The 23,988-nt window shown below is 41.3% G+C and carries 18 protein-coding genes and 1 riboswitch; of the genes, 10 read left to right on the top strand and 8 right to left on the bottom strand.

What is annotated here, in order from left to right; genetic code table 11:
• Positions 1-1,290 carry an ABC transporter permease subunit gene (locus QM460_RS02135; RefSeq protein ID WP_414289102.1) on the bottom strand — a complete coding sequence of 430 codons (1,290 nt, stop codon included), beginning with the start codon at positions 1,288-1,290 and terminating at the stop codon, positions 1-3.
• A gap of 123 nt (positions 1,291-1,413) precedes the next feature.
• Positions 1,414-2,682 (bottom strand): extracellular solute-binding protein, encoded by a 1,269-nt coding sequence (locus tag QM460_RS02140; RefSeq protein WP_414289104.1) that lies wholly within the window; start codon positions 2,680-2,682, stop codon positions 1,414-1,416.
• A 417-nt stretch (positions 2,683-3,099) separates the two neighbouring features.
• Between QM460_RS02140 and malQ the strand changes: the two genes are divergently transcribed.
• A complete protein-coding gene (malQ, locus tag QM460_RS02145; RefSeq protein ID WP_414289105.1) occupies positions 3,100-4,617 on the top strand; it encodes a 4-alpha-glucanotransferase in 1,518 nt (505 codons plus the stop codon).
• 22 nt (positions 4,618-4,639) lie between these two features.
• A complete protein-coding gene (gene glgP, locus QM460_RS02150; protein ID WP_414289106.1) occupies positions 4,640-6,898 on the top strand; it encodes a glycogen/starch/alpha-glucan family phosphorylase in 2,259 nt (752 codons plus the stop codon).
• 594 nt (positions 6,899-7,492) lie between these two features.
• Here glgP and QM460_RS02155 read toward each other — a convergent pair.
• A complete protein-coding gene (locus tag QM460_RS02155) occupies positions 7,493-8,341 on the bottom strand; it encodes a putative RNA methyltransferase (protein ID WP_414289107.1) in 849 nt (282 codons plus the stop codon).
• Positions 8,342-8,492: 151 nt separating this feature from the next.
• On the opposite strand from QM460_RS02155, the gene QM460_RS02160 reads away from it, so the two are divergent.
• Complete coding sequence (locus tag QM460_RS02160) at positions 8,493-8,771, top strand: DUF6110 family protein (RefSeq protein WP_000910910.1); 279 nt, start codon at positions 8,493-8,495, stop codon at positions 8,769-8,771.
• 1 nt (position 8,772) lies between these two features.
• Positions 8,773-10,833 (top strand): heavy metal translocating P-type ATPase, encoded by a 2,061-nt coding sequence (locus QM460_RS02165; protein WP_000008777.1) that lies wholly within the window; start codon positions 8,773-8,775, stop codon positions 10,831-10,833.
• Between the two features lie 77 nt (positions 10,834-10,910).
• Here the strand turns inward: QM460_RS02165 and tyrS are convergent, their stop codons facing one another.
• Entirely contained in the window at positions 10,911-12,167 is a 1,257-nt protein-coding gene (gene tyrS, locus QM460_RS02170; RefSeq protein ID WP_060955111.1) for a tyrosine--tRNA ligase, read from the bottom strand.
• A 289-nt stretch (positions 12,168-12,456) separates the two neighbouring features.
• On the opposite strand from tyrS, the gene mutL reads away from it, so the two are divergent.
• From mutL to QM460_RS02190, 4 genes are read left to right on the top strand one after another with little or no spacing between them, the layout of a single operon-like run.
• On the top strand, positions 12,457-14,406 hold the full coding sequence (mutL, locus tag QM460_RS02175; protein WP_060955112.1) for a DNA mismatch repair endonuclease MutL: 1,950 nt from the start codon (positions 12,457-12,459) through the stop codon (positions 14,404-14,406).
• 15 nt (positions 14,407-14,421) lie between these two features.
• A complete protein-coding gene (gene ruvA, locus QM460_RS02180) occupies positions 14,422-15,015 on the top strand; it encodes a Holliday junction branch migration protein RuvA (RefSeq protein ID WP_060955113.1) in 594 nt (197 codons plus the stop codon).
• 9 nt (positions 15,016-15,024) lie between these two features.
• On the top strand, positions 15,025-15,585 hold the full coding sequence (locus QM460_RS02185; protein WP_414289108.1) for a DNA-3-methyladenine glycosylase I: 561 nt from the start codon (positions 15,025-15,027) through the stop codon (positions 15,583-15,585).
• Complete coding sequence (locus tag QM460_RS02190; protein ID WP_049526445.1) at positions 15,586-16,260, top strand: CPBP family intramembrane glutamic endopeptidase; 675 nt, start codon at positions 15,586-15,588, stop codon at positions 16,258-16,260.
• Between the two features lie 50 nt (positions 16,261-16,310).
• Here the strand turns inward: QM460_RS02190 and QM460_RS02195 are convergent, their stop codons facing one another.
• The 4 genes from QM460_RS02195 to QM460_RS02210 form a co-directional block, all read right to left on the bottom strand.
• Entirely contained in the window at positions 16,311-17,342 is a 1,032-nt protein-coding gene (locus QM460_RS02195; RefSeq protein ID WP_049526447.1) for a S66 peptidase family protein, read from the bottom strand.
• Between the two features lie 150 nt (positions 17,343-17,492).
• Positions 17,493-17,756, bottom strand: a complete 264-nt coding sequence (locus tag QM460_RS02200; RefSeq protein WP_004250486.1) for a SemiSWEET family transporter — start codon at positions 17,754-17,756, stop codon at positions 17,493-17,495.
• 200 nt (positions 17,757-17,956) lie between these two features.
• Positions 17,957-18,631: a DUF1129 domain-containing protein gene (locus QM460_RS02205; protein ID WP_006146142.1), complete on the bottom strand. Its 675-nt coding sequence runs from the start codon at positions 18,629-18,631 to the stop codon at positions 17,957-17,959.
• Between the two features lie 12 nt (positions 18,632-18,643).
• Positions 18,644-19,588 (bottom strand): magnesium transporter CorA family protein, encoded by a 945-nt coding sequence (locus QM460_RS02210; RefSeq protein WP_414289110.1) that lies wholly within the window; start codon positions 19,586-19,588, stop codon positions 18,644-18,646.
• Positions 19,589-19,730: 142 nt separating this feature from the next.
• Here QM460_RS02210 and uvrA point away from each other — a divergent pair, with 142 nt between their 5' ends.
• Positions 19,731-22,562 carry an excinuclease ABC subunit UvrA gene (gene uvrA, locus QM460_RS02215; protein ID WP_414289112.1) on the top strand — a complete coding sequence of 944 codons (2,832 nt, stop codon included), beginning with the start codon at positions 19,731-19,733 and terminating at the stop codon, positions 22,560-22,562.
• Positions 22,555-23,616, top strand: a complete 1,062-nt coding sequence (locus tag QM460_RS02220) for a M24 family metallopeptidase (protein ID WP_414289114.1) — start codon at positions 22,555-22,557, stop codon at positions 23,614-23,616. The genes uvrA and QM460_RS02220 overlap by 8 nt, the downstream gene beginning before the upstream one ends.
• Before the next feature lie 53 nt (positions 23,617-23,669).
• Positions 23,670-23,823, top strand: a riboswitch (M-box (ykoK) riboswitch).
• The last annotated feature ends 165 nt before the right edge of the window (positions 23,824-23,988 follow it).

Consider the following 23,988-nt stretch of genomic DNA (forward strand, 5'->3'; position numbering starts at 1 on the left):
TTAGACGTCCTCCATATCAAATGCGTGTAGTTTCTTGAAGGCAATCATAGAAATAGAGATGACAATGATTGAAATAATCAAGGTAACGGCAGCTGCCATAGAGTATTGAGGAGCTGTACCTGTTGTCAAACGGTAAATCCATGAGATCAAGATATCGGTTGAACCAGCTCCACCACCGACACTACCAGGACCACCGCCATTGAAGAGGTACATGATAGAGAAGTTGTTGAAGTTGAAGGTGTATTGGCTAATCAAAGTAGGCGCCGCAACAGCCAAAATCATTGGGAAAGTGATGCTGCGGAATTTTTGCCAAGCATTGGCACCGTCAATATAAGCTGCTTCGTAAAGGTCGTTAGGAATAGATTGCAAGATACCCAAAGTCAAAACGTAGATATATGGGAATCCAAGCCAACCTTGCATCATAATCAAGGCGACCTTAGTCCAAGTAGGGTCTGTTTTCCAAGGGATGAGTGCCCCGTCGAGGAATGGAAGAACCTTAGCAAATAGAGGGATAACTTGGGTGTTGATTGCACCAACACTATCGTTGAACATGTTTGAGAATGTCAAAATAGTGATGAAGGCTGGAACCGCCCAAGGTAGAAGGAAGATAACACCAAAGATACGTTTCCCCTTAATAAATGGTTGGTTAGCAATAATAGCTGTAAAGATACCGAGTACGATTTGCAAAGTCGATGCAGATAAAGCCCAGATAATAGTCCAAGAAAGAACAGAACCGAAGGCTGAACGGAAGGTACTCAAGCTCCAGATATTTGTGAAGTTAGTCAATCCAACCCAATCCAATAATTTGTTTGGTGGTAAATGTTGGAAATCGTAGTTAGTAAAGGCAATCATCAAGGTTACAATAACCGGGAAGATGATGGCAAATGTCATGGCAACGTAAGATGGGATAATGAGTAAGTATGGGAATCCATTTTCATAGATACCTTTGATCATATCCTTAAGTGTCAATGGGACAGGAATGCCATTATTGATACGTTTTGCAATAGTGTGAGCGTCTTTAATATTGAGAATATAAAAGGCTAGGTAAACAATTACAAAAATAGAGTGGAATGCACCACGAATCAACATGAAAAGAGAGTTGTCACGGCCAGGTTTTTCACCGAGCGTGATCAAGTTGCTCAATTCTGGTGCTGCAAGTACTATAAAATAGAGGACAAAAGCCACTGTTACAGCAAGGAAGATAAAACCTTTAGCTTTTTGTTTGTTGTAGATTTGTCCCAACCCAGGAATCAATGAAAGCAAGGCTGCTTTTTTTGGTTGTTGTTCCATGAGTGCTCCTTTCATAAGATACGAGCTCTGGGCTCGATGCTAATCAGCAAGTTTGTTGAAAACATTGTCAGTGTATCTAAAAATCAAGGGAGATGTTTAAATTATCTCCCTTGAATCAATCAATTAGTTACCAAATTTTTGTTGGATTGTTTCTTTGATCAATGTTACAGCATCATTAGCAGCTGTTTTAGCATCTTTCTTACCGCTTACAGCGTCAAAGAGCATTGTTTTAGCTGGGTCCCAAACTGTTGACATTTGAGAGATGTTTGGCATTGGTTGAGCGTTTTGGAACTGTTTGATAACAGCTGTAGTCAACTCATCGTTTTTACCTTCAGCGTAAGCACGAGCTTCAGTGTTAGCTGGGATTTCGTTAGTAGCATCGTAGAATGCTTTTTGTTGGTCAGTTGAAACAAGGAAGTCTACAAATTTTTGAGCGCCTTCAAGGTTCTTAGTGCTTGATGGGATAATCCAAGCTTTACCACCACCAAAGGCTGCGTAGTTTTTGCCGTTTGGAAGAGTTGGGATAGTTGCAACACCGTAGTTTACTTTAGCGTCTTTGAATGCTTGAGCTTTCCAAGGACCGTCGATGATAGCAGCTGTTTTACCTTCTTGGAATTGAGTTTGGATCAAGTTTCCAGCACCTTCAGTGTCTTGCATACCTTTAGGCCATTTGTCATACCAAGTTTTAGCGTAGTTGATACCTGCGATAGCACCGTCGTTTGCAAGACCGATATCTTTAGGATCTTTACCGTTGTCACCAAATACGTAAGCGCCGTTACCAGCAAGAAGTCCGTATGCGTAGTAGAAGTTAGTCCAGTCAGCTAGGAAAGCAGTTGTTTTTCCGTCTTCACCAGCGAAGGCATATTTGCTATCTTTAGCAAGTTCTTCTAGGTCAGCAAATGTCTTAGGAGCTTCTTTCACTAAGTCTTTGTTGTAGTACATAACAAGTGACTCGATAACAGCTGGAGCACCGTAAACTTTACCACCAACAGTTACAAGAGATTTAGTAGTATCGTCTGTTTTAGCACCGTCACTCAAAGTTACTTCTGAAAGTTGTCCGTCAGTACCAAGGCTACCTACACGGTCGTATGGTGCCATCATGACGTCAGCAGCTTTACCTGATTGGTTATCAAGTGAAAGGTTGTCAAGTCCACCTAATTGGTCACCTGTTTTAATAGTAACTTTTACACCAGCTTCTTTTTCGTAAGCTGCAGCAGCTGATTCTGCGAAAGCTTTATATTGGTCTTCAACATAGAAAGTGATTTCTTGGCTTCCTGATGCAGAAGAGTCAGCGGCTTTGTCAGAAGTTTTGCTTCCGCAAGCTACCAAAAGTAAGCTAGCAAGAGTAGCAGTACCAAGTACAGCTGCGCTCTTCATGAATTTAGTTGACATAGTGTATTCCTCCTAAAGAATAACAAATTTTAATTTCGAGGAAACGCAAACGTTTTCCCTTATGACCATAGTATAGCACAAACAGAAAACGGTTGCAAGCGTTTTTTTGAAAAAATTTTAAAAAGCTTGTTGCTGGCTAATTCCTAAAATTGTTTGTATAATAGAAGAGAAATAGGAAATCATGCAAATTTCGATTCAAAAATAATTGAAGGGAAACGATTGCATGATTGGGATGCTTAATGAAAGGATTTTAAAAATAAGAATATAGTAACTTAAAAGTTTATCAATAAAAAATAAATCATAAAAGTTTTTTTACAAACGCTTGCATTTATTTTAGAAATGGGTTATACTTTACTTAGCGCAAACGTTTGCGCACAAATTTGAAATAATTAATTAAAAAACACTTGAGGTGCTAATATGAAAAAACGTCAAAGTGGTGTGTTGATGCACATCTCATCACTTCCAGGAGCTTACGGAATCGGATCATTTGGTCAAAGCGCCTATGATTTCGTTGACTTCTTGGTTCGCACTAAGCAACGCTACTGGCAAATCCTTCCATTGGGAACAACAAGCTATGGTGACTCACCTTACCAATCATTCTCAGCTTTTGCAGGTAATACTCACTTTATCGATCTTGATATCTTGGTTGAGCAAGGTCTCTTGGAAGCTAGTGATCTTGAAGGGATTGACTTTGGTAGCAACCCAACTGAAGTTGATTACGCTAAGATTTATTACGCACGTCGTCCCCTTCTAGAAAAAGCAGTTAAACGTTTCCTTGAAGTTGGAGATGTCCAAGATTTTGAAAAATTTGCTCAAGAGAACCAATCATGGCTTGAACTTTTTGCAGAGTATATGGCTATTAAAGAGCATTTTGATAACTTGGCTTGGACAGAATGGCCAGATGCAGATGCTCGTGCTCGTAAAGCTTCTGCTCTTGAAAGCTACCGTGAACAATTGGCAGACAAACTTGTTTACCACCGTGTAACCCAATATCTCTTCTTCCAACAATGGTTGAAATTGAAAGCATACGCTAACGAAAACCACATTGAGATTGTGGGTGATATGCCAATCTATGTTGCTGAAGATTCAAGCGATATGTGGGCAAATCCACACCTCTTTAAAACAGATGAAAACGGGAAAGCAACTTGCATCGCAGGATGCCCACCAGATGAGTTTTCTGCTACTGGTCAGCTTTGGGGGAACCCAATCTATGACTGGGAAGCAATGGATCGCGATGGTTACAAATGGTGGATTGAACGCTTGCGTGAAAGCTTTAAAATCTATGATATCGTGCGTATCGACCACTTCCGTGGATTTGAGTCTTATTGGGAAATCCCAGCTGGTTCTGAAACAGCGGCACCTGGTAAATGGGTGAAAGGACCTGACTACAAACTCTTTGCAGCGGTTAAAGAAGAACTTGGTGACTTGAACATCATCGCTGAAGACCTTGGTTTCATGACTGATGAAGTTATTGAACTACGTGAGCGCACTGGATTCCCAGGAATGAAGGTCCTTCAATTTGCCTTCAATCCAGAAGACGAAAGTATCGACAGCCCACACTTGGCACCAGCTAACTCTGTTATGTACACAGGAACACATGATAACAACACTGTTCTTGGTTGGTACCGTGATGAGATTGATGATCCAACTCGTGAGTACATGGCACGCTACACAAACCGTAAAGAGTACGAAACAGTGGTGCATGCTATGCTTCGTACAGCCTTCGCATCAGTAAGTTTCATGACGATTGCAACTATGCAAGATTTGCTAGAGTTGGATGGTTCAGCTCGTATGAACTTCCCATCTACTCTTGGTGGAAACTGGTCATGGCGTATGACAGAGGAACAATTGACTCCTGCTGTCGAAGAAACTTTGCTTGACTTGACTACAATTTATCGCCGTATCAATGAAAATTTGGTAGAATTAAAGAAATAAGACATTATCAGGAGACATAAAAATGTTACCATTAAAAGAATTTGTACAAAATCGTTACAATAAATCTATCGCAGAATGTAGCAATGAGGAGCTTTATCTTGCTCTTCTTAACTACAGCAAACTTGCAAGCAGCCAAAAACCAGTGAACACTGGTAAGAAAAAAGTTTACTACATCTCAGCTGAGTTCTTGATTGGTAAACTCTTGTCAAACAACTTGATTAACCTTGGTCTTTATGACGAAGTTAAAAAAGAACTTGCTGACGCAGGTAAAGAGTTGATCGAAATCGAAGAAGTAGAATTGGAACCATCACTTGGTAATGGTGGTTTGGGACGTTTGGCAGCCTGCTTTATCGACTCCATCGCTACACTTGGATTGAACGGTGACGGTGTTGGTTTGAACTACCACTTTGGTCTTTTCCAACAAGTGCTTAAAAACAACCAACAAGAAACTATTCCTAACGCTTGGTTGACTGACCAAAACTGGTTGGTTCGCTCAAGCCGTAGCTACCAAGTGCCATTTGCACACTTTACATTGACATCTACTCTTTACGATATCGATGTACCTGGTTACAAAACTGCTACGAAAAACCGCTTGCGTTTGTTTGACTTGGATTCAGTTGATTCATCTATCATTGAAGATGGCATTAACTTTGATAAGACAGACATCGCTCACAACTTGACTCTTTTCCTTTACCCAGACGATAGCGACAAACAAGGTGAATTGCTCCGTATCTTCCAACAATACTTCATGGTTTCAAACGGTGCACAATTGATCATCGATGAAGCAATCGAAAAAGGAAGCAACTTGCATGACCTTGCTGACTACGCAGTTGTACAAATCAACGATACTCACCCATCAATGGTGATTCCTGAATTGATCCGTCTTTTGACTGAACGTGGTATCGAACTTGATGAAGCAATCTCTATCGTTCGTAGCATGACTGCATACACAAACCACACAATTCTTGCTGAAGCCCTTGAAAAATGGCCTCTTGAATTCTTGGAAGAAGTGGTTCCTCACTTGGTACCAATCATCAAAGAATTGGACCGTCGTGTTAAAGCAGAATACAAAGATCCAGCTGTTCAAATCATTGATGAAAACGATCGTGTACACATGGCCCACATGGATATCCACTATGGATACAGCGTAAACGGGGTTGCCGCTCTTCACACTGAAATCTTGAAGAACTCAGAGTTGAAAGCTTTCTACGACATCTACCCAGAAAAATTCAACAACAAAACAAACGGGATCACCTTCCGTCGTTGGCTCATGCATGCTAACCCAAGCTTGTCTCACTACTTGGATGAGATTCTTGGCCGCGAATGGCACCATGAAGCTTCTAAATTGGAAGACCTTCTTTCTTACGAAGACAAGGCTGCTGTCAAAGAAAAATTGGAAAGCATCAAAGCTCACAACAAACGTAAGTTGGCTCGTCACTTGAAAGAGCACCAAGGTGTGGAAATCAATACAAACTCTATCTTTGATATCCAAATCAAACGTCTTCACGAGTACAAACGTCAACAAATGAACGCTTTGTATGTGATTCACAAATACCTGGACATCAAGGCTGGTAATATCCCTGCTCGTCCAATTACAGTATTCTTTGGTGGTAAAGCAGCTCCTGCCTACACAATTGCTCAAGACATCATCCACTTGATCCTTTGCTTGTCAGAAGTGATTGCTAATGACCCAGCAGTTGCACCACACTTACAAGTGGTTATGGTTGAAAACTACAACGTTACTGCAGCAAGCTTCTTGATTCCAGCGTGTGATATCTCTGAACAAATCTCACTTGCTTCCAAGGAAGCTTCAGGTACTGGTAACATGAAATTCATGTTGAACGGAGCTTTGACTCTTGGTACTATGGACGGAGCTAACGTGGAAATCGCTGAGTTGGTTGGTGATGAAAACATTTACATCTTCGGTGAAGATTCAGAAACTGTTATCGACCTTTACGAAAAATCAGCTTACAAATCAAGCGAATTCTACGCTCGTAAAGCGATCAAACCATTGGTTGACTTTATCGTGAGCGACGCTGTTCTTGCAGTTGGTAAGATTGAACGTTTGGAACGTCTTTATAACGAATTAATCAACAAAGACTGGTTCATGACTCTTCTTGACTTGGAAGACTACATCAAAGTGAAAGAGCAAATGCTTGCTGACTACGAAGACCGTGACGCATGGTTGGATAAAGTCATCGTTAACATTTCTAAAGCAGGATTCTTCTCATCTGACCGTACAATCGCTCAGTATAACGAAGATATCTGGCACTTGAACTAAGATATACAATTTAATAGTTATTACACTATCTAGCAAAAAAGCGAGTTTCAATTGAAATTCGCTTTTTTTGAATGTTATGGATTTGAGGTTGACTGGTCTCAAAAGAAAAAATAATTTGTCAATAATTTCTAGACTTAAAAATCAGACCTAGAGAACACTAAGAAGGTTGGTTGTACTACCTTTAAGCCTCAGGTTCTTCTTAGCTGTTACCTCAAATTTCTTGTATTCGTTTACAAATGGTATTATAATAGTATTATAGTAAAGAAAGAGGGTGTTCTTATGTGAAAAAAATATTTTTCAAAATATAAATGGACTGATTTATTTTGGATTCTTTTGGTAATTTGGTCATGCCTTTATATGGGCAATAGCACTTCGTTTCCACTGACTCATCAAGAAATCTCTTTTCATGGATGTTGTTATGGGGCATCACTTGCCTTATATCACTTGCTATTTATTGATAAATTTGTCATTTCAAATCGAAAATAAATGGAGAGGTCAAAATTTTTTATACTTTTCGGAAAGACAGTGAAAAATCGTGTTTTAAACCCGCATCTCAAGAAGAGGTGCGGGCTTTGTAGTATCTCAAAAATTTATTTACAGTGCTTTTCCGACCAGAATCTCTGCTTCGATGGTAATCTCTGTCAGTTGGCTCCAAGCAATCTTGCTTTGGTCAACGTGAAAGAGGAGGGGTGTCATGCTGAGTAAAGCTTGTCTTTGCTCTGCTGTAATGGATTTGGTCAGGGAAGCAGTCTGGATAGATTGGATGCTGAAATATTCTTGGAAGTGTACCTTGATATCTTGATTGGAATAGTCCTTCTTTGTCAGCTGGTCCTGTACTATTTGGCGGATTTCCTTGAGGTGGTTTTCGGTCGGGATGACCTTGATTAAGATACCATCTTTTGATAAAACTCGTTGAAATTCTCCATAATTTGCAGGCGAGAAGATATCAAGAAGGATATTCATGCTAGCGTCTTTTATAGGAAGTTGAGTCAGGTCACCGACAAACCAATTGACTGCCCAGTTAGGTTCGCTCTTGGCAGCGATTTGGACCGAATCTTTTGAAATATCAAAGGCATAGAAGGTCTTGTCAGGGTGCACTTCCTGAAGTTTGCGAGAGTAGAAGCCTTCGCCACAGCCGATATCTAAAATTGTTTTGGCAGTTTTTGAACTTGCAATTAAATCAGAGATGGCATCTAGAATAGTTTGGTAAAAGCCAGCTTCTAGGATTTGCTGGCGATTTTGAAAGTTTTCTTTATCGTAGTTGGCGGATTGTTTGATTTGAGGGGCAAGATTGACATAGCCGAATTTTGCTAGGTCAAAAGAATGCCGATTCTCACATTTAAGACTAGACTCTACCAAGGTCAGATTTTCTTGGCAGATAGGGCAGGCAAAGGCACTAGCAGAAGCAAAGCGCTGGAGTTTAGGTTTAAGGTTTGTATTCATAGTTTAAGTGTATCAAAAGAGGCAAATGAAAGCAACTTTAGGAATAAGTAAATGGGAGATTCAGTAGAAATAAAACTAATTCTCCAATTTATAGAATGAAATTGCTTTTATATCTAAATTGCTATATAATAATGATAAGGAGGAAATAAGTATGTTAAAAGAAGTACTAACCGTTGCAAAAGTTGCGAAAAAATCATCACTCTTTTTGGGTGGTGTCGCATTTGGTACCCTTGGTTTGAAAATCTTAGCAAGTAAGGAAGCTAAAAAAGGTTATTCTAAAGCTTTGGCTAAGGCTTACAAGTTGAAAGACGGGCTAGATGCATCTGTTTCTGTTGTGAAACAACATGGAGACGATGTCTTGCAAGATGCCAAATATTTGTACGAGCAAGAGAAAAAAGAAGAGCAATTAGATAGCCTTATAGGAGAATAATATGTCTTTTAAAGTGCTACATAGAGGATACCAACATATCCGACTATCATCTTCTTTTTCACTCACCTTGGATATTCAAGACTATCTTCGTTCCTTGGCGAGAGATGAAAAGGGGATTGAGTCTATCCAGTTTTACATGGATCAACAGCACTTTACTCTACGCATAAAAGAAGGCTTTTCTGTATTAGATAATGCAGAAGCCTTTTTAAAAAGAATTGATAAAGGGAAAGTTTCTGAGTTGATGACTCTTCCCATTCGTAGAGAAGAGAGTGCTTATTCTATTGTTTCAGGTGCAGCGATTAAGCGTGTACTTTTTCGTAGTTTTGTGCCGTATCCTATTCGCTATATATGGACTTGTTATCAGGCTTTGGGTTATATTAGAGAAGCCTATCAAACACTAGCGCGTAAGGAACTAACGATGGAGGTCTTGGACTGTTCGGCGATTTTATTGTCCTTGTTTATGAACCAATCCAAGACAGCTAGCAATATCATGTTTATGCTTGATTTGGGGAATCATTTAGATCAGTGGTCCTTGAAAAAAACTGCAACAGATTTAGAACAGAGTCTTCTTGCAAAAGAGAGCGATGTATTCCTAGTACAGGGTGATACGGTCGTTAGTATCAAGAGTTCCAATGTTCAAATAGGAGATGTCTTGGTATTATCTCAAGGAAATGAAATTCTGTTTGATGGACAAGTAGTTTCAGGTTTAGGTATGGTCAACGAAAGTTCCTTGACGGGAGAGAGTTTTCCAGTTGAAAAAAGAGAGTCTGATTTGGTTTGTGCAAATACAGTATTAGAAACTGGAGAGTTACGCATTCGTGTAACCGATAATCAGATGAACAGCCGGATTTTACAACTGATTGAGTTGATGAAGAAATCTGAAGAAAACAAGAAAACGAAACAACGCTATTTCATCAAAATGGCGGATAAGGTCGTCAAATATAATTTCTTGGGGGCTGGTCTGACTTACCTATTAACAGGTTCTTTTTCTAAGGCTATTTCTTTCCTATTGGTCGATTTCTCCTGCGCTTTGAAAATCTCTACTCCTGTAGCTTATTTGACAGCTATCAAGGAGGGGTTGAACCGTGAAATGGTGATTAAGGATGGGGCTGTTCTGGAGAAATATCTGGAAGTTGATACTTTCTTATTTGATAAGACGGGAACAATCACAACTAGCTATCCGATAGTTGAAAAGGTGTTACCTTTTGGAGACAATAGTGAGGAAGATATTCTCAGAATCAGTGCCTGTCTTGAGGAACACATTTATCATCCTATTGCTAATGCCATCGTCAAGCAAGCCGAGATAGAGGGAATTGAACATGAGGAAATGCATGGGAAACTCCAATATATCGCAAGTAAGGGGATCAAATCTCATATAGATGGCCAACCAGTTCTTATTGGGAATTATGTCTTGATGCAGGATGAGCAGATTCATATCAGTTCAGAACAAAATGCTTTAATTGAAGAGTACAAGAGTCACTACAATCTCTTATTCTTAGCCTACCAGAATGAATTGATTGGAATGTTCTGTATTCATACTCCTTTGAGAAAAGAAGCAAAAGCAGCCTTGGAGAAACTTAAGGCACAAGGGAAAAAATTGATTCTGGCAACAGGGGACACCCTGGTTAGGACAGAGGAATTAGTCAAAGATTTGCCCTTTGATCAGGTCTATACAGACTTGAAACCTGATGGGAAATTTGAGTTAGTAGAGGAACTGCAGAAAGCAGGTCACACTATTTTGATGGTTGGAGATGGATTGAATGACTCAGCGGCTCTAACCCTATCAGATATCGGTGTGGTGATGAATGAGAGTGCAGATATTTCTAAGCAGATGAGCGATATCTTATTGTTAGATAATCGTTTGGATTTCTTCCAAGAGTTGGATTCGCTATCATCATCTTTGCAAACACTCATCAAGAAGAATATTCAAGATACCGTTGTCGTAAATAGTAGTTTGATTGGCTTTGGCTTGTTTAACTGGCTCAGCCCTTCAAATCTTTCTATCTTACATAATCTAACAACCTTACGCATTGTACTGCGTAGCCTGTCTATTAAGGGATAGGTGGGGACTATTCACAGCAAAAAGGAGTTACCTTTATCGAGGTTAACTCCTTTGTTTATAGGTAAATGTTTAACAATTTAGTAAGTCAATACAAAGTATTTCTTCTTACCACGGCGGATAACAGTCAGTTCGTTCTCTAACTTATCGTTATCCCCTAAGACATAGTCAAGGTCTTGGATACGGTCGCCGTTGACGTAGATAGCTCCATTTTGGACATCTTCACGGGCTTGGCGTTTTGAGTTAACCACGCCAGAAGATACGAGAAGTTCAACGATGTTGTGATTTTCGTCTGCCTGTACTTGGTAGTTTGGCACGCCACGAAGTCCTTGTTTGAGTTCTTTGACAGAAAGGTTTTTGATATTTCCTGCAAAGAGTTGTTCAGTGATGTTAAGGGCTTCTTTGTAGGCTTCTTCACCGTGGACAAGAGTCACAACTTCACGAGCGAGGACTTTTTGAGCCAAGCGTTCGTGTGGTGCTGCTTCGAATTGTTTACGGATGTCTTCAATCTCATCAAGTGACAAGAAGGTAAAGATCTTCAAGAAGCGAACAGCGTCAGCATCCATGACATTCATCCAGAATTGGTACATTTCGTATGGAGAAGTCTTTTCAGGGTTGAGCCAAACAGCGTTTCCTTCAGATTTACCAAATTTCTTACCAGTTGCGTCTGTAATGAGTGGGACAGTGATGACGTGACCGGTCTTGTCAGCCTTACGACGAAGCAACTCTGTACCAGCAGTCATATTTCCCCACTGGTCAGAACCACCGATTTGGAGGGTTACATTGTGCTCTTGGTTAAGGACAAAGAAGTCGTACCCTTGCATGATTTGGTAGGCAAACTCAGTGTAAGAAATCCCAGTTTCGATACGTTTCTTCACAGACTCCTTGCTCATCATGTAGTTGACAGTGAAGTATTTTCCGATATCACGGAGGAAGTCAATGAAGCTGATGCTGCCAAACCAGTCGTAGTTGTTGACCATGACAGCTTTATTCTCACCATTTTCAAAGTCAAGAAAACGAGAAAGTTGTCCTTGGATAGACTTGACCCAGCCCTCTACTGTGTCTTTTGTTTGGAGACTACGCTCAGCATCTTTGAAGGACGGATCTCCGATGAGACCTGTAGCACCGCCAACGAGCGCATAAGGTTTGTGACCTGCTAGCTGCAAACGACGACTTGTCAAGATTGCGACAAGGTGACCTAGGTGAAGGCTGTCAGCAGTTGGATCGTAGCCAGTATAATAAGAAACTTGACCTTCTTCTAGGGCTTTACGCAAAGCTTCTTCATCAGTCGTTTGAAAAATCAAACCACGCTCTTTTAGCTCATCAAAAATGTGCATGTGTCTTTTCTCCTTTTTAAAATATTGTTTCTACCTATTTTACCACAAACTTGGCAAATAACCTAGTAAAATCGGGAAGAAAGTTGCTGCTTGGACTTTTTTGGAAACGAGTGAAATATGGTATAATAGCACTAGCTTATACTCAATGAAAATCAAAGAGCAAACTAGGAAGCTAGCCGAAGGCTGTACTCGAGTACGGCAAGGCGAGACTGACGTGGTTTGAATTTGATTTTTGAAGAGTATTATTTTCAGAGAAATAGATAAAAACAGTTAAGAAAGGGGCTGAAAGATGTCTCATATTATTGAATTGCCAGAGGTTTTGGCCAACCAGATTGCGGCAGGAGAAGTTATCGAACGTCCTGCCAGCGTAGTTAAAGAGTTGGTTGAAAATGCTATCGATGCTGGTTCTAGCCAGATTATCGTTGAGATCGAAGAAGCTGGTCTTAAGAAAATCCAAATTACCGATAATGGTCACGGGATTGCCCACGATGAAGTCGAGTTGGCTCTCCGTCGTCATGCAACCAGTAAGATTAAGAATCAGGCAGATCTTTTTCGGATTCGTACGCTCGGTTTCCGTGGTGAAGCTTTGCCCTCTATCGCTTCTGTCAGTGTTCTGACTCTTTTGACTGCAGTAGAGGGTGCAAGTCACGGGACTAAGCTAGTAGCTCGTGGGGGAGAAGTAGAAGAAATCATCCCTGCGACTAGTCCTGTTGGGACCAAGGTTTGTGTGGAGGATCTCTTTTTTAACACACCAGCTCGTCTCAAGTATATGAAGAGCCAGCAGGCAGAGTTGTCTCATATCATCGATATTGTCAATCGTCTGGGGCTAGCCCATCCTGAGATTTCCTTTAGTCTAATTAGTGATGGCAAGGAAATGACACGAACAGCTGGTACGGGTCAACTCCGCCAAGCCATTGCTGGAATTTATGGTTTAGCCAGTGCTAAAAAAATGGTTGAGATTGAGAATTCTGACCTAGACTTTGAAATTTCAGGCTTTGTGTCCTTGCCGGAATTGACACGGGCTAATCGTAACTATATCAGTCTCTTTATCAATGGTCGTTATATCAAAAACTTCCTGCTCAATCGTGCCATTTTAGATGGTTACGGCAGCAAGCTTATGGTGGGGCGTTTTCCGCTAGCTGTTATTCACATCCATATCGATCCTTATCTAGCAGATGTCAATGTGCACCCGACCAAGCAAGAGGTGCGTATTTCTAAGGAAAGAGAGCTGATGGCACTGGTTTCAGAAGCTATCGCAAAGAGTCTCAAGGAACAGACCTTGATTCCAGATGCCTTGGAAAATCTGGCAAAGTCTACCGTACGCAATCGTGAAAAAGTAGAGCAAACCATTCTCCCGCTTAAAGAAAATAATCTTTACTACGAGCAAACGGAGCTGACAAGACCGCCTCAAGCTGAGGTAGCAGACCATCAGGTGAATCTGACTGAAGAAAGACAGGATTTGAACCTCTTCGCTAAGGAAACCTTGGATCAGCTGACCAAACCAGCAAAACTGCATTTTGCAGAGAGAAAGTCTATCAGTTACGACCAACTGGATCATCCTGAGTTAGATATGGCTAATTTGGATAAGGCTTATGACAAGCTGGAGCGAGAAGAATCTTCAAGCTTTCCGGAGTTGGAATTTTTCGGTCAGATGCATGGAACCTATCTCTTTGCCCAAGGTAGAGATGGGCTTTACATCATAGACCAACACGCAGCTCAGGAGCGGGTTAAGTATGAGGAGTATCGCGAAAGTATTGGCAATGTTGACCAGAGCCAGCAGCAACTCCTAGTGCCCTATATCTTTGAATTTCCTGCGGATGATTCCCTTCGCCTCAAGGAAAGAATGTCTCTTTTAGAGGAAGTTGGCGTCTTTCTAGCAGAGTACGGGGAGAATCAATTTATCTTGCGCGAACATCCCATTTGGATGGCAGAGGAGGAAATTGAATCTGGAATCTATGAGATGTGCGACATGCTCCTCTTGACCAAGGAAGTTTCAATCAAGAAATACCGAGCTGAACTAGCCATTATGATGTCCTGCAAGAGGTCTATCAAGGCTAACCACCGTATCGATGATCACTCGGCTAGACAACTCCTCTATCAGCTTTCCCAATGTGACAACCCCTACAACTGTCCACACGGACGCCCTGTTTTGGTCCACTTTACCAAGTCAGATATGGAAAAGATGTTCCGTCGCATTCAAGAAAATCATACAAGCCTACGCGAACTAGGGAAATACTAAATTTAAAGGAAAATTATGTACGAATATCTAAAGGGTATTATTACCAAAATTACTGCTAAATACATTGTTCTAGAAGCTAACGGGATCGGCTACATTTTGCACGTGGCTAACCCCTATGCTTACTCAGGACAAGTCAATCAAGAAGCGCAAATCTATGTCCATCAAGTTGTTCGCGAAGATGCTCACCTGCTTTACGGCTTTCGTTCAGAAGACGAGAAAAAACTCTTTCTCAGCTTGATCTCGGTGTCAGGCATTGGTCCTGTATCAGCTCTTGCCATTATTGCAGCTGATGACAATGCAGGGCTTGTTCAAGCCATCGAGACCAAGAATATAACCTACCTGACCAAGTTCCCTAAAATCGGGAAGAAAACAGCCCAACAGATGCTCTTGGACTTAGAAGGTAAGGTGGCTGTGGCAGGTGATGACCTCCCTGCTAAGGCTACAATTCCATCTAGTAGTGACAACCAAGAATTGGAAGAAGCCATGGAAGCCATGTTGGCATTGGGCTACAAGGCGACCGAGCTTAAGAAAATCAAGAAATTCTTTGAAGGAACGACTGATACAGCTGAAAACTACATCAAATCTGCCCTTAAGATGTTGGTGAAATAGGAGAAGTCTATGCCAAAACGCTGTGGTTGGGTTAAAATGAACAACCCTCTATATGTAGCCTACCACGATGAGGAATGGGGCCAGACCCTCCATGATGACCGAGCGCTTTTTGAGTTGCTCTGTATGGAGACTTATCAGGCAGGCTTATCTTGGGAAACGGTACTCAATAAACGCCAAGCCTTCCGTCAAGTTTTTCATGGTTACCAAATTCAAGCTGTTGCAGACATGACGGATGAAGAACTGGAATCTTTGTTAGAAAATCCAGCTATCATTCGTCATCGCGCCAAGATTTTTGCGACGCGAGCTAATGCCCAGGCCTTTCTACAAGTTCAGAAAGAGTATGGCTCTTTTGATGCTTATCTCTGGTCTTTTGTAGATGGGAAAATCATAGTTAATGATATCCCGGACTACCGTCAAGCACCAGCCAAAACGCCTTTGTCCGAAAAAATATCCAAGGAACTCAAAAAACGTGGCTTCAAGTTCACAGGACCAGTCGCTGTTTTATCCTTTCTACAAGCTGCAGGGCTAGTTGATGACCATGAGAATGATTGTGAATGGAAGGGGAATTAAATGATGTCTAACAAATATAAGGGAATTCTGATTTTTGCGATTCTCTATACAGTCCTTTTTGTGTTTGATGGTATACGAGTATTTGATGCTCCATTACCTTCTTCTGCAGGGACATATTTAGTCTATACCATCATGTTTGTGTATGGTTGCTTCTTATTTAAGTCCCTATTGCTCCAAAAGTGGGAAGAGATTAGAAAGGCTAAAAGAAAATTCTTCTTTGGCGTCTTAACAGGATGGCTCTTTCTCATTCTGATGACTGTTGCCTTTGGATTTGTATCAGAGTTGTTGAGGCAGTTTTTCGGGCTGGTCGGACAAGGTCTAAACCAGTCGAATATTCAAAGTACCTTTCAAGAACAACCACTACTGATAGCGGTTTTTGCCTGTGTCATAGGACCTTTAGTGGAAGAGCTCTTTTTCCGTCAAATTTTATTGAGATATTTTAGGAAAAGTCTGCCAACTTGGCTGAGTGTCTTTTTGGTCGGCCTTGCCTTTGCGCTTGCTCATATGCACAGTTTGTCTTTATCAGAGTGGGTCGGTGCAGTCGGATACCTAGGTGGGGGCCTTGCCTTTTCTATTATTTATGTGAAAGAAAAGGAGAATATCTACTATCCCCTACTTGTTCACATGTTAGGCAATAGCCTCTCCTTTATTATTTTAGCTATCGGTAGTATGTGATGAAAATGCTAGTAACGATACTGAAAAAAGCTGAGATTTCTATCTCAGCTTTATTTGTTATAGTCAAAGCGAATGACTTGCTCCGTTGCATCTACATGGGCGTGGACCCCAAAGGGGACAATAGCTCTTGGAGTTGCATGACCAACATTTAGATTATAGACAATTGGGATATTGCTATCAATGATATCCAATAGTGCCTCTTTATAGTCGTCATAAAAGGTTTCATCCATTGGCTTTCCGACCAAGAGTCCACTGATAACCTCGAATATCCCATTTTCCTTCAAAGTCCGCAACATCTTTTTGAAGTCTTCTGGCTTAGGCTTTTCTTCGCTGGTTTCTAGCAAGAGGATTTTTCCTTCCCAGTCTGACAAGTCAGGGAAAAGTTTGTATTTTTGGCAGAGCTCCGTACTGTCTGCGTATCGAGAATTGTCAAAGATATCATAGAGAGATTCAAGGCAACCACCGAGAATTTCTCCCTCAAACTGAGCATTTCCTTGCAATAAGTCAAAACCTGTATTTACATGACTGATACGAGCTGTTCCCAGGGCCTTTGGACTAAAGTCAATCCGTTCCTCATACCAAACGTCGCTAGGGCGGATTTCTGAGATTTTTCCAGTCTCAATCAATTCTTTAAAGTAGTGGCGGCTATATGGCAACATTTCTTTGTCTAATTCACAAATGTCTGCTAAAAAGGATTGACCATAAAAAGTTTTAACACCTAGTTTATGCAACATGAGATGGTTCATGGTTGTATCCGAGAAACCAAGAAAAATCTTTTGTTTGATAACTTTTTCTAGTTGGTCATTTTCAAAAAGGTAGGGCAACAAACGATAGGTATCATCTCCACCGATGGCGCATAGGATCATGTCGATACTATCATCAGAAAAGGCTTGCATCAAATCCTCCGCACGCGCTTCAGGATGGTCCTTGATAAAGTCTAAGCCTTTTAACGAATGGGGCAAAAAGATAGGATTAAGTCCCAGATCCTTGAGACGTTGGACACCCAAGTCCACTTCGTGTTTGACAAAGTCTTCTCCGATAATGCCACTAGACAAACTAACAATACCAATAGTAGAAACCATATCTCATCCTCCTAGAAATAGATTGATGCTATTGTATCACAAAAGATAAGGAGAAACAACAAGAATTAGAATCAGAAAAAGACTTTTAGATCAAAAAAGTAAGCAAAAAAGCAACCAATCGTGTGGTTGCTTTTTATAGTAGTTGTATTCTTATAGAGCAGTAAGGAAAGTCAGTCCGCCAAGGATAACCCCGGCTGAGTTTGGAATGATTAGAATCCAGTCTTTCTTAGGCTCTTTTGTCCATCCATAAATGACCCAGATTAAGCAAGAGACTGCTGCTGATAAAGGTTGGAATGGTTGAGCTTTGTTCCCTTGTAAATTGGCAAAAATTTGGGGGATGTAGGCTATAAATACAATAATCCCGATAAAGGCACCAATTGAACCAACAATTTGATTAATTCTCTGTTTAGTCATATATATTTCTCCTTATTACTTTATTAGCATAACAGAAAAACAACTTGAATTCAAGGATAAAACCTTGGGATTCTAAGGGAAGCCTTTACATTAGAACGTTTTTAGAAAATGTAGCTACTTTTCTTTGGAGAATCAAAAAATACTTTGGAGCCATAATAAAAGTAGTCTGTCTACAAAACACACTACTTTTTTTGTTTATCTTAATATCTAGCAGGTCCTGCACTTGCACTCTTAATGTTGAAGCGTTTTTTGAGGTAGAAACGGAGGGCAAGGAGAGCTCCTCCGATGACCAACAAAACAAGAGGTGGTAGACTGATGTTGATGGCTTGTGGAAGGAAGTTACTCAAGAAGAGGATAAAGACCCATGCAAACATGGTTGCTAACATAACCAAAAGTGATTTCCAGAATGGAGGGCGTTGACTGCGGTCAGTATCTGGTCCGTAGTAGCGGTAGATGAAGTGGTAGAGCAGGTAGAAGGCAACTCCACCAAAGGCCCCTACACTGATAAGTGTTACCAACCCGTAGGCCACAGGTTGGTTTGAGAAGAAGCTCATCAAGGCGCTAACTACTGCAAATAATCCTGTGATGAAAAGGGCTGAATCCAACATCATCAATTTTGGATCGTCGTTTTCTTTTGGATGTTCTTTTTCGTATTGCTCTTTTTCGCTGAAACTATGAGCCCAGTGAGTTGGTGCTCCGTAGATAGAACGAGCTGTCACTCCTTTTGGTTGTTCTTCAAGGATATGAGGAATCACTTCTTCAAGGATAGCCTTGATTTCAGCATCTGTTTTTCCGTCCTTGAGAAATTGTTGGGTTGCAATGTGGATAAATTCTTGGTTTTTCTTTGTTAATTCTTTTAAATCAATCTGTGACATAATAACTCCTGTTTAGAACCATTTTTTATGGATGAGGTAAAGAGTGAGAGAAACACTCATAGCAAAGGCGATAAAGACGATGAGCCAGAAAGCATGCGGTTCTCCGTTTAAAGGAATTTCATTATCCTTAAAGTTCATTCCGTAAGCTGAGAAAATCATAGTCGGGATAGACATAACGATGGTCACAAGGGCCAAGGTTTTCATGATATTGTTCTGATTGTTTGAAATGATAGAGGCAAAGGTCTCTGTCATAGAGTGAAGGACGTTTCCATAGATATCCGCCATCTCGATGGCCTGTTGCGTTTCAATCAAGGTATCTTCAAGTAAGTCTTCGTCTTCAAGGTATTTCTTAATATTGCTAGTTGCGCTTGTCAATTTTTTAATCACGCGCTCGTTTGTCTTAAGAGAGGCCTTGAAGTAGACGATGGTCTTTTCCAACTCCATGAGTTCAATCAATTCTTCATTTCGAGTAGATTTGTGAAGTTGGCTTTCGATTTGCTCACTCTTACGTTCGATTGAACGGAGGGCGGTTAGGTAAATCTCCGCGTTGCGGTAGAGGATTTGGAAGATAAAGCGAGAACGCATAAAGGTATAGAAATTTCGAAGTCTCCGATTGATAAAGACATCTAGAAGTGGGAGAGGTTCCAAGCAAGTAGTAATAATAGCCTCCTCTGTGATGATAATCCCCAAGGGAATGGTCACATAGTAGGTACGGTTATTTCTCTCCTCGGCAATGGGAACGTCTACGATGATCAGAGTGTATTCATCTTCAATGGTAATACGAGACATTTCTTCCGCATCGAGTGGTGCACGGAGGTCAGCGATATCAATATCAAAAGCAGAAGCGATTTCCATCGATTCGCTCTGGGTAGGATTGACGAGATTGATCCAAGTGCCCGGCTGGAGCGTATCGATCTCTTTAAATTCAGTTGTTGTTGAGAGAAAGACTTGTTTCATATCCCCTATCCTTTCCTAATCTATTCTGTGTTTAAGTGATTTTTAGCACCGTACTATTATACTACAAAATCGGCTTTTTTGGTAATAGAATTTCACTTTTTTTGGTATAATGGAAAGCAACAATGAACTAGAAAGAAGTAATATGCAAGATAAGATTGTCATCCATGGGGCACGCGCCCATAATTTAAAAAATATAGATGTGGAAATTCCGCGTGACAAGCTAGTTGTGGTGACGGGACTATCTGGATCTGGGAAGTCTAGTTTGGCCTTTGATACTCTTTATGCAGAAGGGCAACGTCGCTACGTTGAAAGTCTGTCAGCCTATGCTCGTCAGTTCTTGGGCAATATGGAAAAGCCAGATGTGGATTCTATCGATGGTCTCAGCCCTGCCATTTCCATTGACCAGAAAACGACCAGTAAAAATCCTCGTTCGACAGTTGGAACAACGACGGAAATCAACGATTATCTACGTCTTCTCTATGCACGTGTAGGGACACCCTACTGTATCAATGGACATGGGGCTATCAAGGCTTCGTCTGTTGAACAGATTGTAGACAAGGTTTTGGAATTGCCAGAGCGCCAACGCTTGCAGATTTTGGCTCCTGTTATTCGTAAGAAAAAAGGGCAACATAAGACGCTGATTGAAAAAATTCAAAAGGATGGTTACGTCCGTGTCCGTGTCGATGGAGTTGTTTACGATGTGACCGAAGTTCCTGAACTTGAAAAGAATAAACAACACAACATTGACGTGGTGGTAGACCGTATTATCATCAAAGATGGTATCCGTAGTCGTCTCTTTGACTCGATTGAAGCAGCTCTCCGTATCGCTGAAGGTTATGTCGTTATTGATACTATGGATGATTCAGAGTTGCTCTTCTCAGAACACTATGCTTGTCCAGTCTGTGGTTTTACAGTTCCAGAGCTAGAACCCCGTCTCTTCTCCTTCAATGCACCGTTTGGCTCCTGTAGTGAGTGTGATGGTTTGGGGATCAAGCTAGAGGTTGATACGGACTTAGTAGTGCCAGATGCTAGCAAAACTCTTCGCGAGGGAGCCTTAGCGCCTTGGAATCCGATCTCTTCTAACTATTATCCAAATATGCTGGAACAAGCCATGACAGCTTTTGGAGTGGATATGGATACGCCTTTTGAGGACTTATCTGAGGCGGATAAACATCTCATTTTCTATGGTTCAGATGGGAAAGAATTCCATTTCCACTATGAAAATGAATTTGGCGGAGTTCGTGATATCGACATTCCTTTTGAAGGTGTTGTCAATAATATCAAGCGTCGCTATCATGAAACCAATAGCGACTACACTCGTACTCAGATGCGTCTCTATATGAATGAGCTAACTTGTGGCACTTGTCATGGTTATCGTCTCAATGACCAGGCCCTATCTGTTCGAGTAGGGGGAGAAAAAGGACTCCATATCGGAGAAATTTCAGACCTCTCCATCGCAGACCATTTGGAAGTTATTGACCAGCTAACCCTATCTGAAAATGAAGCTATCATCGCTCGTCCTATCCTGAAGGAAATCAAGGACCGCTTGACTTTCCTCAATAACGTGGGCCTTAACTATTTAACGTTATCCCGCTCGGCAGGAACCCTATCAGGTGGGGAGAGTCAACGTATTCGCTTGGCGACTCAGATTGGTTCCAATCTCTCAGGAGTTCTCTATATCCTTGATGAGCCATCTATCGGTCTTCACCAGAGGGACAATGACCGCTTGATTGCCAGTCTGAAAAAAATGCGTGACTTGGGAAACACCTTGATCGTGGTGGAACACGATGAAGATACTATGCGAGAAGCTGATTATCTGATTGACGTTGGTCCTGGAGCGGGTGTCTTTGGTGGAGAAATTGTTGCTGCAGGAACGCCTAAGCAGGTAGCTCGCAACAGCAAATCCATTACAGGACAGTATCTGTCAGGTAAACGTGCAATTCCAGTACCGACGGAACGCCGTGTTGGGAATGGACGCTTTATTGAAGTGACAGGAGCGCGTGAGAACAACTTGCAAAACATCACCGCTCGCTTCCCACTCGGAAAATTCATTGCGGTGACAGGTGTCTCTGGCTCAGGGAAGTCGACCCTCATTAACAGTATTCTCAAAAAAGCCATTGCTCAAAAACTCAATCGCAATTCAGACAAACCTGGTAAGTTTAAGACGATTACAGGAATCGAACATATCGACCGTCTGATAGATATTGACCAGAGTCCAATTGGACGAACACCGAGGTCCAATCCTGCTACCTATACAGGTGTCTTTGATGATATTCGGGATCTCTTTGCTCAGACAAATGAAGCCAAGATTCGTGGCTATAAGAAGGGGCGTTTCAGTTTCAATGTCAAGGGTGGACGCTGTGAGGCTTGCTCGGGTGACGGGATTATCAAAATTGAAATGCACTTCTTGCCAGATGTATACGTAGCTTGTGAAGTCTGTCATGGGACTCGCTACAATAGCGAAACCCTGGAAGTTCACTACAAGGAAAAGAATATCTCGCAAGTTTTGGATATGACAGTCAACGACGCAGTAGAATTTTTCCAACATATTCCGAAAATTCAACGCAAACTCCAGACCATCAAAGATGTTGGTCTAGGTTATGTGACCTTGGGACAACCAGCTACGACACTTTCTGGAGGTGAGGCCCAGCGTATGAAGCTGGCTAGTGAACTCCACAAACGATCGACAGGAAAATCTTTCTACATTCTGGATGAGCCGACGACAGGACTCCATACAGAGGATATCGCTCGCTTGCTTACAGTCTTGGCTCGCTTTGTAGACGATGGCAATACAGTTCTCGTCATTGAGCACAATCTGGATGTTATCAAAACAGCAGACCATATTATCGACCTAGGCCCAGAAGGTGGTGTTGGCGGTGGTACTATTATCGCAATAGGAACACCAGAGGAAGTAGCTGCCAATGAAGCTAGCTATACAGGACAGTATTTGAAAGGAAAGTTACATCATGAATAAACGTGTGCAAGCATTTTTAGATAAAATGCAAGAAAAAGAACTAGATGGAATCATTATCAATAACCTTAAAAATGTCTACTATTTGACAGGATTTTGGGGTTCAAATGGGACAGTCTTTATCAGTCGTGACCGTCAAGTCTTGGTGACAGATGCTCGCTATATTATCGCTGCCAAGCAAGAAGTTACTGGCTTTGAGATTTTTGCAGAACGTGATGAGTTGGCAACTATCGCAAAGATTGCAAAAGATATGGGTCTTTCTCGCATCGGTTTTGAAGATGAAATTTCAGTTTCTTATTACCATCGTATGCAAACCGCCTTTGAAGGTTTAGAATTGCTTCCTCAATCTCAGTTTGTTGAAGCGCTTCGTATGATTAAGGACGAGACAGAGATTGCGACTATTCGTAAGGCTTGTTCAATCTCAGACCAAGCTTTCCACGATGCGCTTGAATTTATCAAGCCTGGGAAGACAGAAATTGAAATTGCCAACTTCCTGGACTTCCGTATGCGTGAATTAGGCGCTGCTGGTTTGTCTTTTGACACGATTCTAGCGAGTGGGATCAACTCTTCTAAACCTCACGCCCACCCAATGCACAAGCCAGTAGAACTAGGTGAAGCTATTACCATGGACTTCGGTTGCCTTTACGACCACTATGTCAGTGATATGACACGTACTATCTACCTAGGTCATGTCAGTGATGAACAAGCAGAAATCTACAACACTGTTTTGAAGGCTAACCAAGCTCTGATTGACCAAGCTAAGGATGGCTTAGGTTTCCGTGATTTTGATAAAATTCCTCGTGATATTATTGTGGAAGCAGGCTATGGAGAATACTTTACACACGGTATCGGGCATGGTATCGGACTTGATATTCACGAAGAACCTTACTTTAGCCAAACTTCTAAAGAAGTTATCAAAACTGGTATGGTCTTGACTGATGAACCGGGTATTTATATTGAAGGTAAATACGGAGTTCGTATCGAAGATGATATCCTGATTACAGATACCGGTTGTGAGTTATTAACCCTTGCTCCAAAAGAATTAATCGTAATCTAAGAAAAATGAGATAAATCGTTGACTTTTACTAGTTAAAGGTTTATACTGAAAGGCGAAAACGGTAGGTGAGGCTACCATAGGGATACGGATGACTACCGCAAAGCAGTGGAGACACTACTCGTTGGTCAACAGTCCTGGTCGCGAAGGTCAAGACTAAGCTCATTACATCGCCCTATGGAGTTAAAGCTTGAACGAAAACAGATAATCAGTTTTTTAGTCCTGCCATTTTATGGCAGGATTTTCTGCTGTTTTAGAACAAAGAAAGGAGACAAACGATGCAAATTGACGATCATCCAGAGCCGCACATACACAGCCAATCGCTGATTTGTGTCGTTCTGTCCTTATAAAGTGATTGGTCCCTGTGTATGAAAT

This window comes from Streptococcus infantis (assembly GCF_047464415.1).
Lineage (GTDB): Bacteria > Bacillota > Bacilli > Lactobacillales > Streptococcaceae > Streptococcus > Streptococcus infantis_AE.

Excerpts from the sequence above, each read along its gene's own strand:
- QM460_RS02135 (WP_414289102.1), bottom strand. The coding sequence starts at position 1,290 with ATGGAACAACAACCAAAAAAAGCAGCCTTGCTTTCATTGATTCCTGGG.
- QM460_RS02140 (WP_414289104.1), bottom strand. The coding sequence starts at position 2,682 with ATGTCAACTAAATTCATGAAGAGCGCAGCTGTACTTGGTACTGCTACT.
- malQ (WP_414289105.1), top strand. The coding sequence starts at position 3,100 with ATGAAAAAACGTCAAAGTGGTGTGTTGATGCACATCTCATCACTTCCA.
- glgP (WP_414289106.1), top strand. The coding sequence starts at position 4,640 with ATGTTACCATTAAAAGAATTTGTACAAAATCGTTACAATAAATCTATC.
- QM460_RS02155 (WP_414289107.1), bottom strand. The coding sequence starts at position 8,341 with ATGAATACAAACCTTAAACCTAAACTCCAGCGCTTTGCTTCTGCTAGT.
- QM460_RS02160 (WP_000910910.1), top strand. The coding sequence starts at position 8,493 with ATGTTAAAAGAAGTACTAACCGTTGCAAAAGTTGCGAAAAAATCATCA.
- QM460_RS02165 (WP_000008777.1), top strand. The coding sequence starts at position 8,773 with ATGTCTTTTAAAGTGCTACATAGAGGATACCAACATATCCGACTATCA.
- tyrS (WP_060955111.1), bottom strand. The coding sequence starts at position 12,167 with ATGCACATTTTTGATGAGCTAAAAGAGCGTGGTTTGATTTTTCAAACG.
- mutL (WP_060955112.1), top strand. The coding sequence starts at position 12,457 with ATGTCTCATATTATTGAATTGCCAGAGGTTTTGGCCAACCAGATTGCG.
- ruvA (WP_060955113.1), top strand. The coding sequence starts at position 14,422 with ATGTACGAATATCTAAAGGGTATTATTACCAAAATTACTGCTAAATAC.
- QM460_RS02185 (WP_414289108.1), top strand. The coding sequence starts at position 15,025 with ATGCCAAAACGCTGTGGTTGGGTTAAAATGAACAACCCTCTATATGTA.
- QM460_RS02190 (WP_049526445.1), top strand. The coding sequence starts at position 15,586 with ATGATGTCTAACAAATATAAGGGAATTCTGATTTTTGCGATTCTCTAT.
- QM460_RS02195 (WP_049526447.1), bottom strand. The coding sequence starts at position 17,342 with ATGGTTTCTACTATTGGTATTGTTAGTTTGTCTAGTGGCATTATCGGA.
- QM460_RS02200 (WP_004250486.1), bottom strand. The coding sequence starts at position 17,756 with ATGACTAAACAGAGAATTAATCAAATTGTTGGTTCAATTGGTGCCTTT.
- QM460_RS02205 (WP_006146142.1), bottom strand. The coding sequence starts at position 18,631 with ATGTCACAGATTGATTTAAAAGAATTAACAAAGAAAAACCAAGAATTT.
- QM460_RS02210 (WP_414289110.1), bottom strand. The coding sequence starts at position 19,588 with ATGAAACAAGTCTTTCTCTCAACAACAACTGAATTTAAAGAGATCGAT.
- uvrA (WP_414289112.1), top strand. The coding sequence starts at position 19,731 with ATGCAAGATAAGATTGTCATCCATGGGGCACGCGCCCATAATTTAAAA.
- QM460_RS02220 (WP_414289114.1), top strand. The coding sequence starts at position 22,555 with ATGAATAAACGTGTGCAAGCATTTTTAGATAAAATGCAAGAAAAAGAA.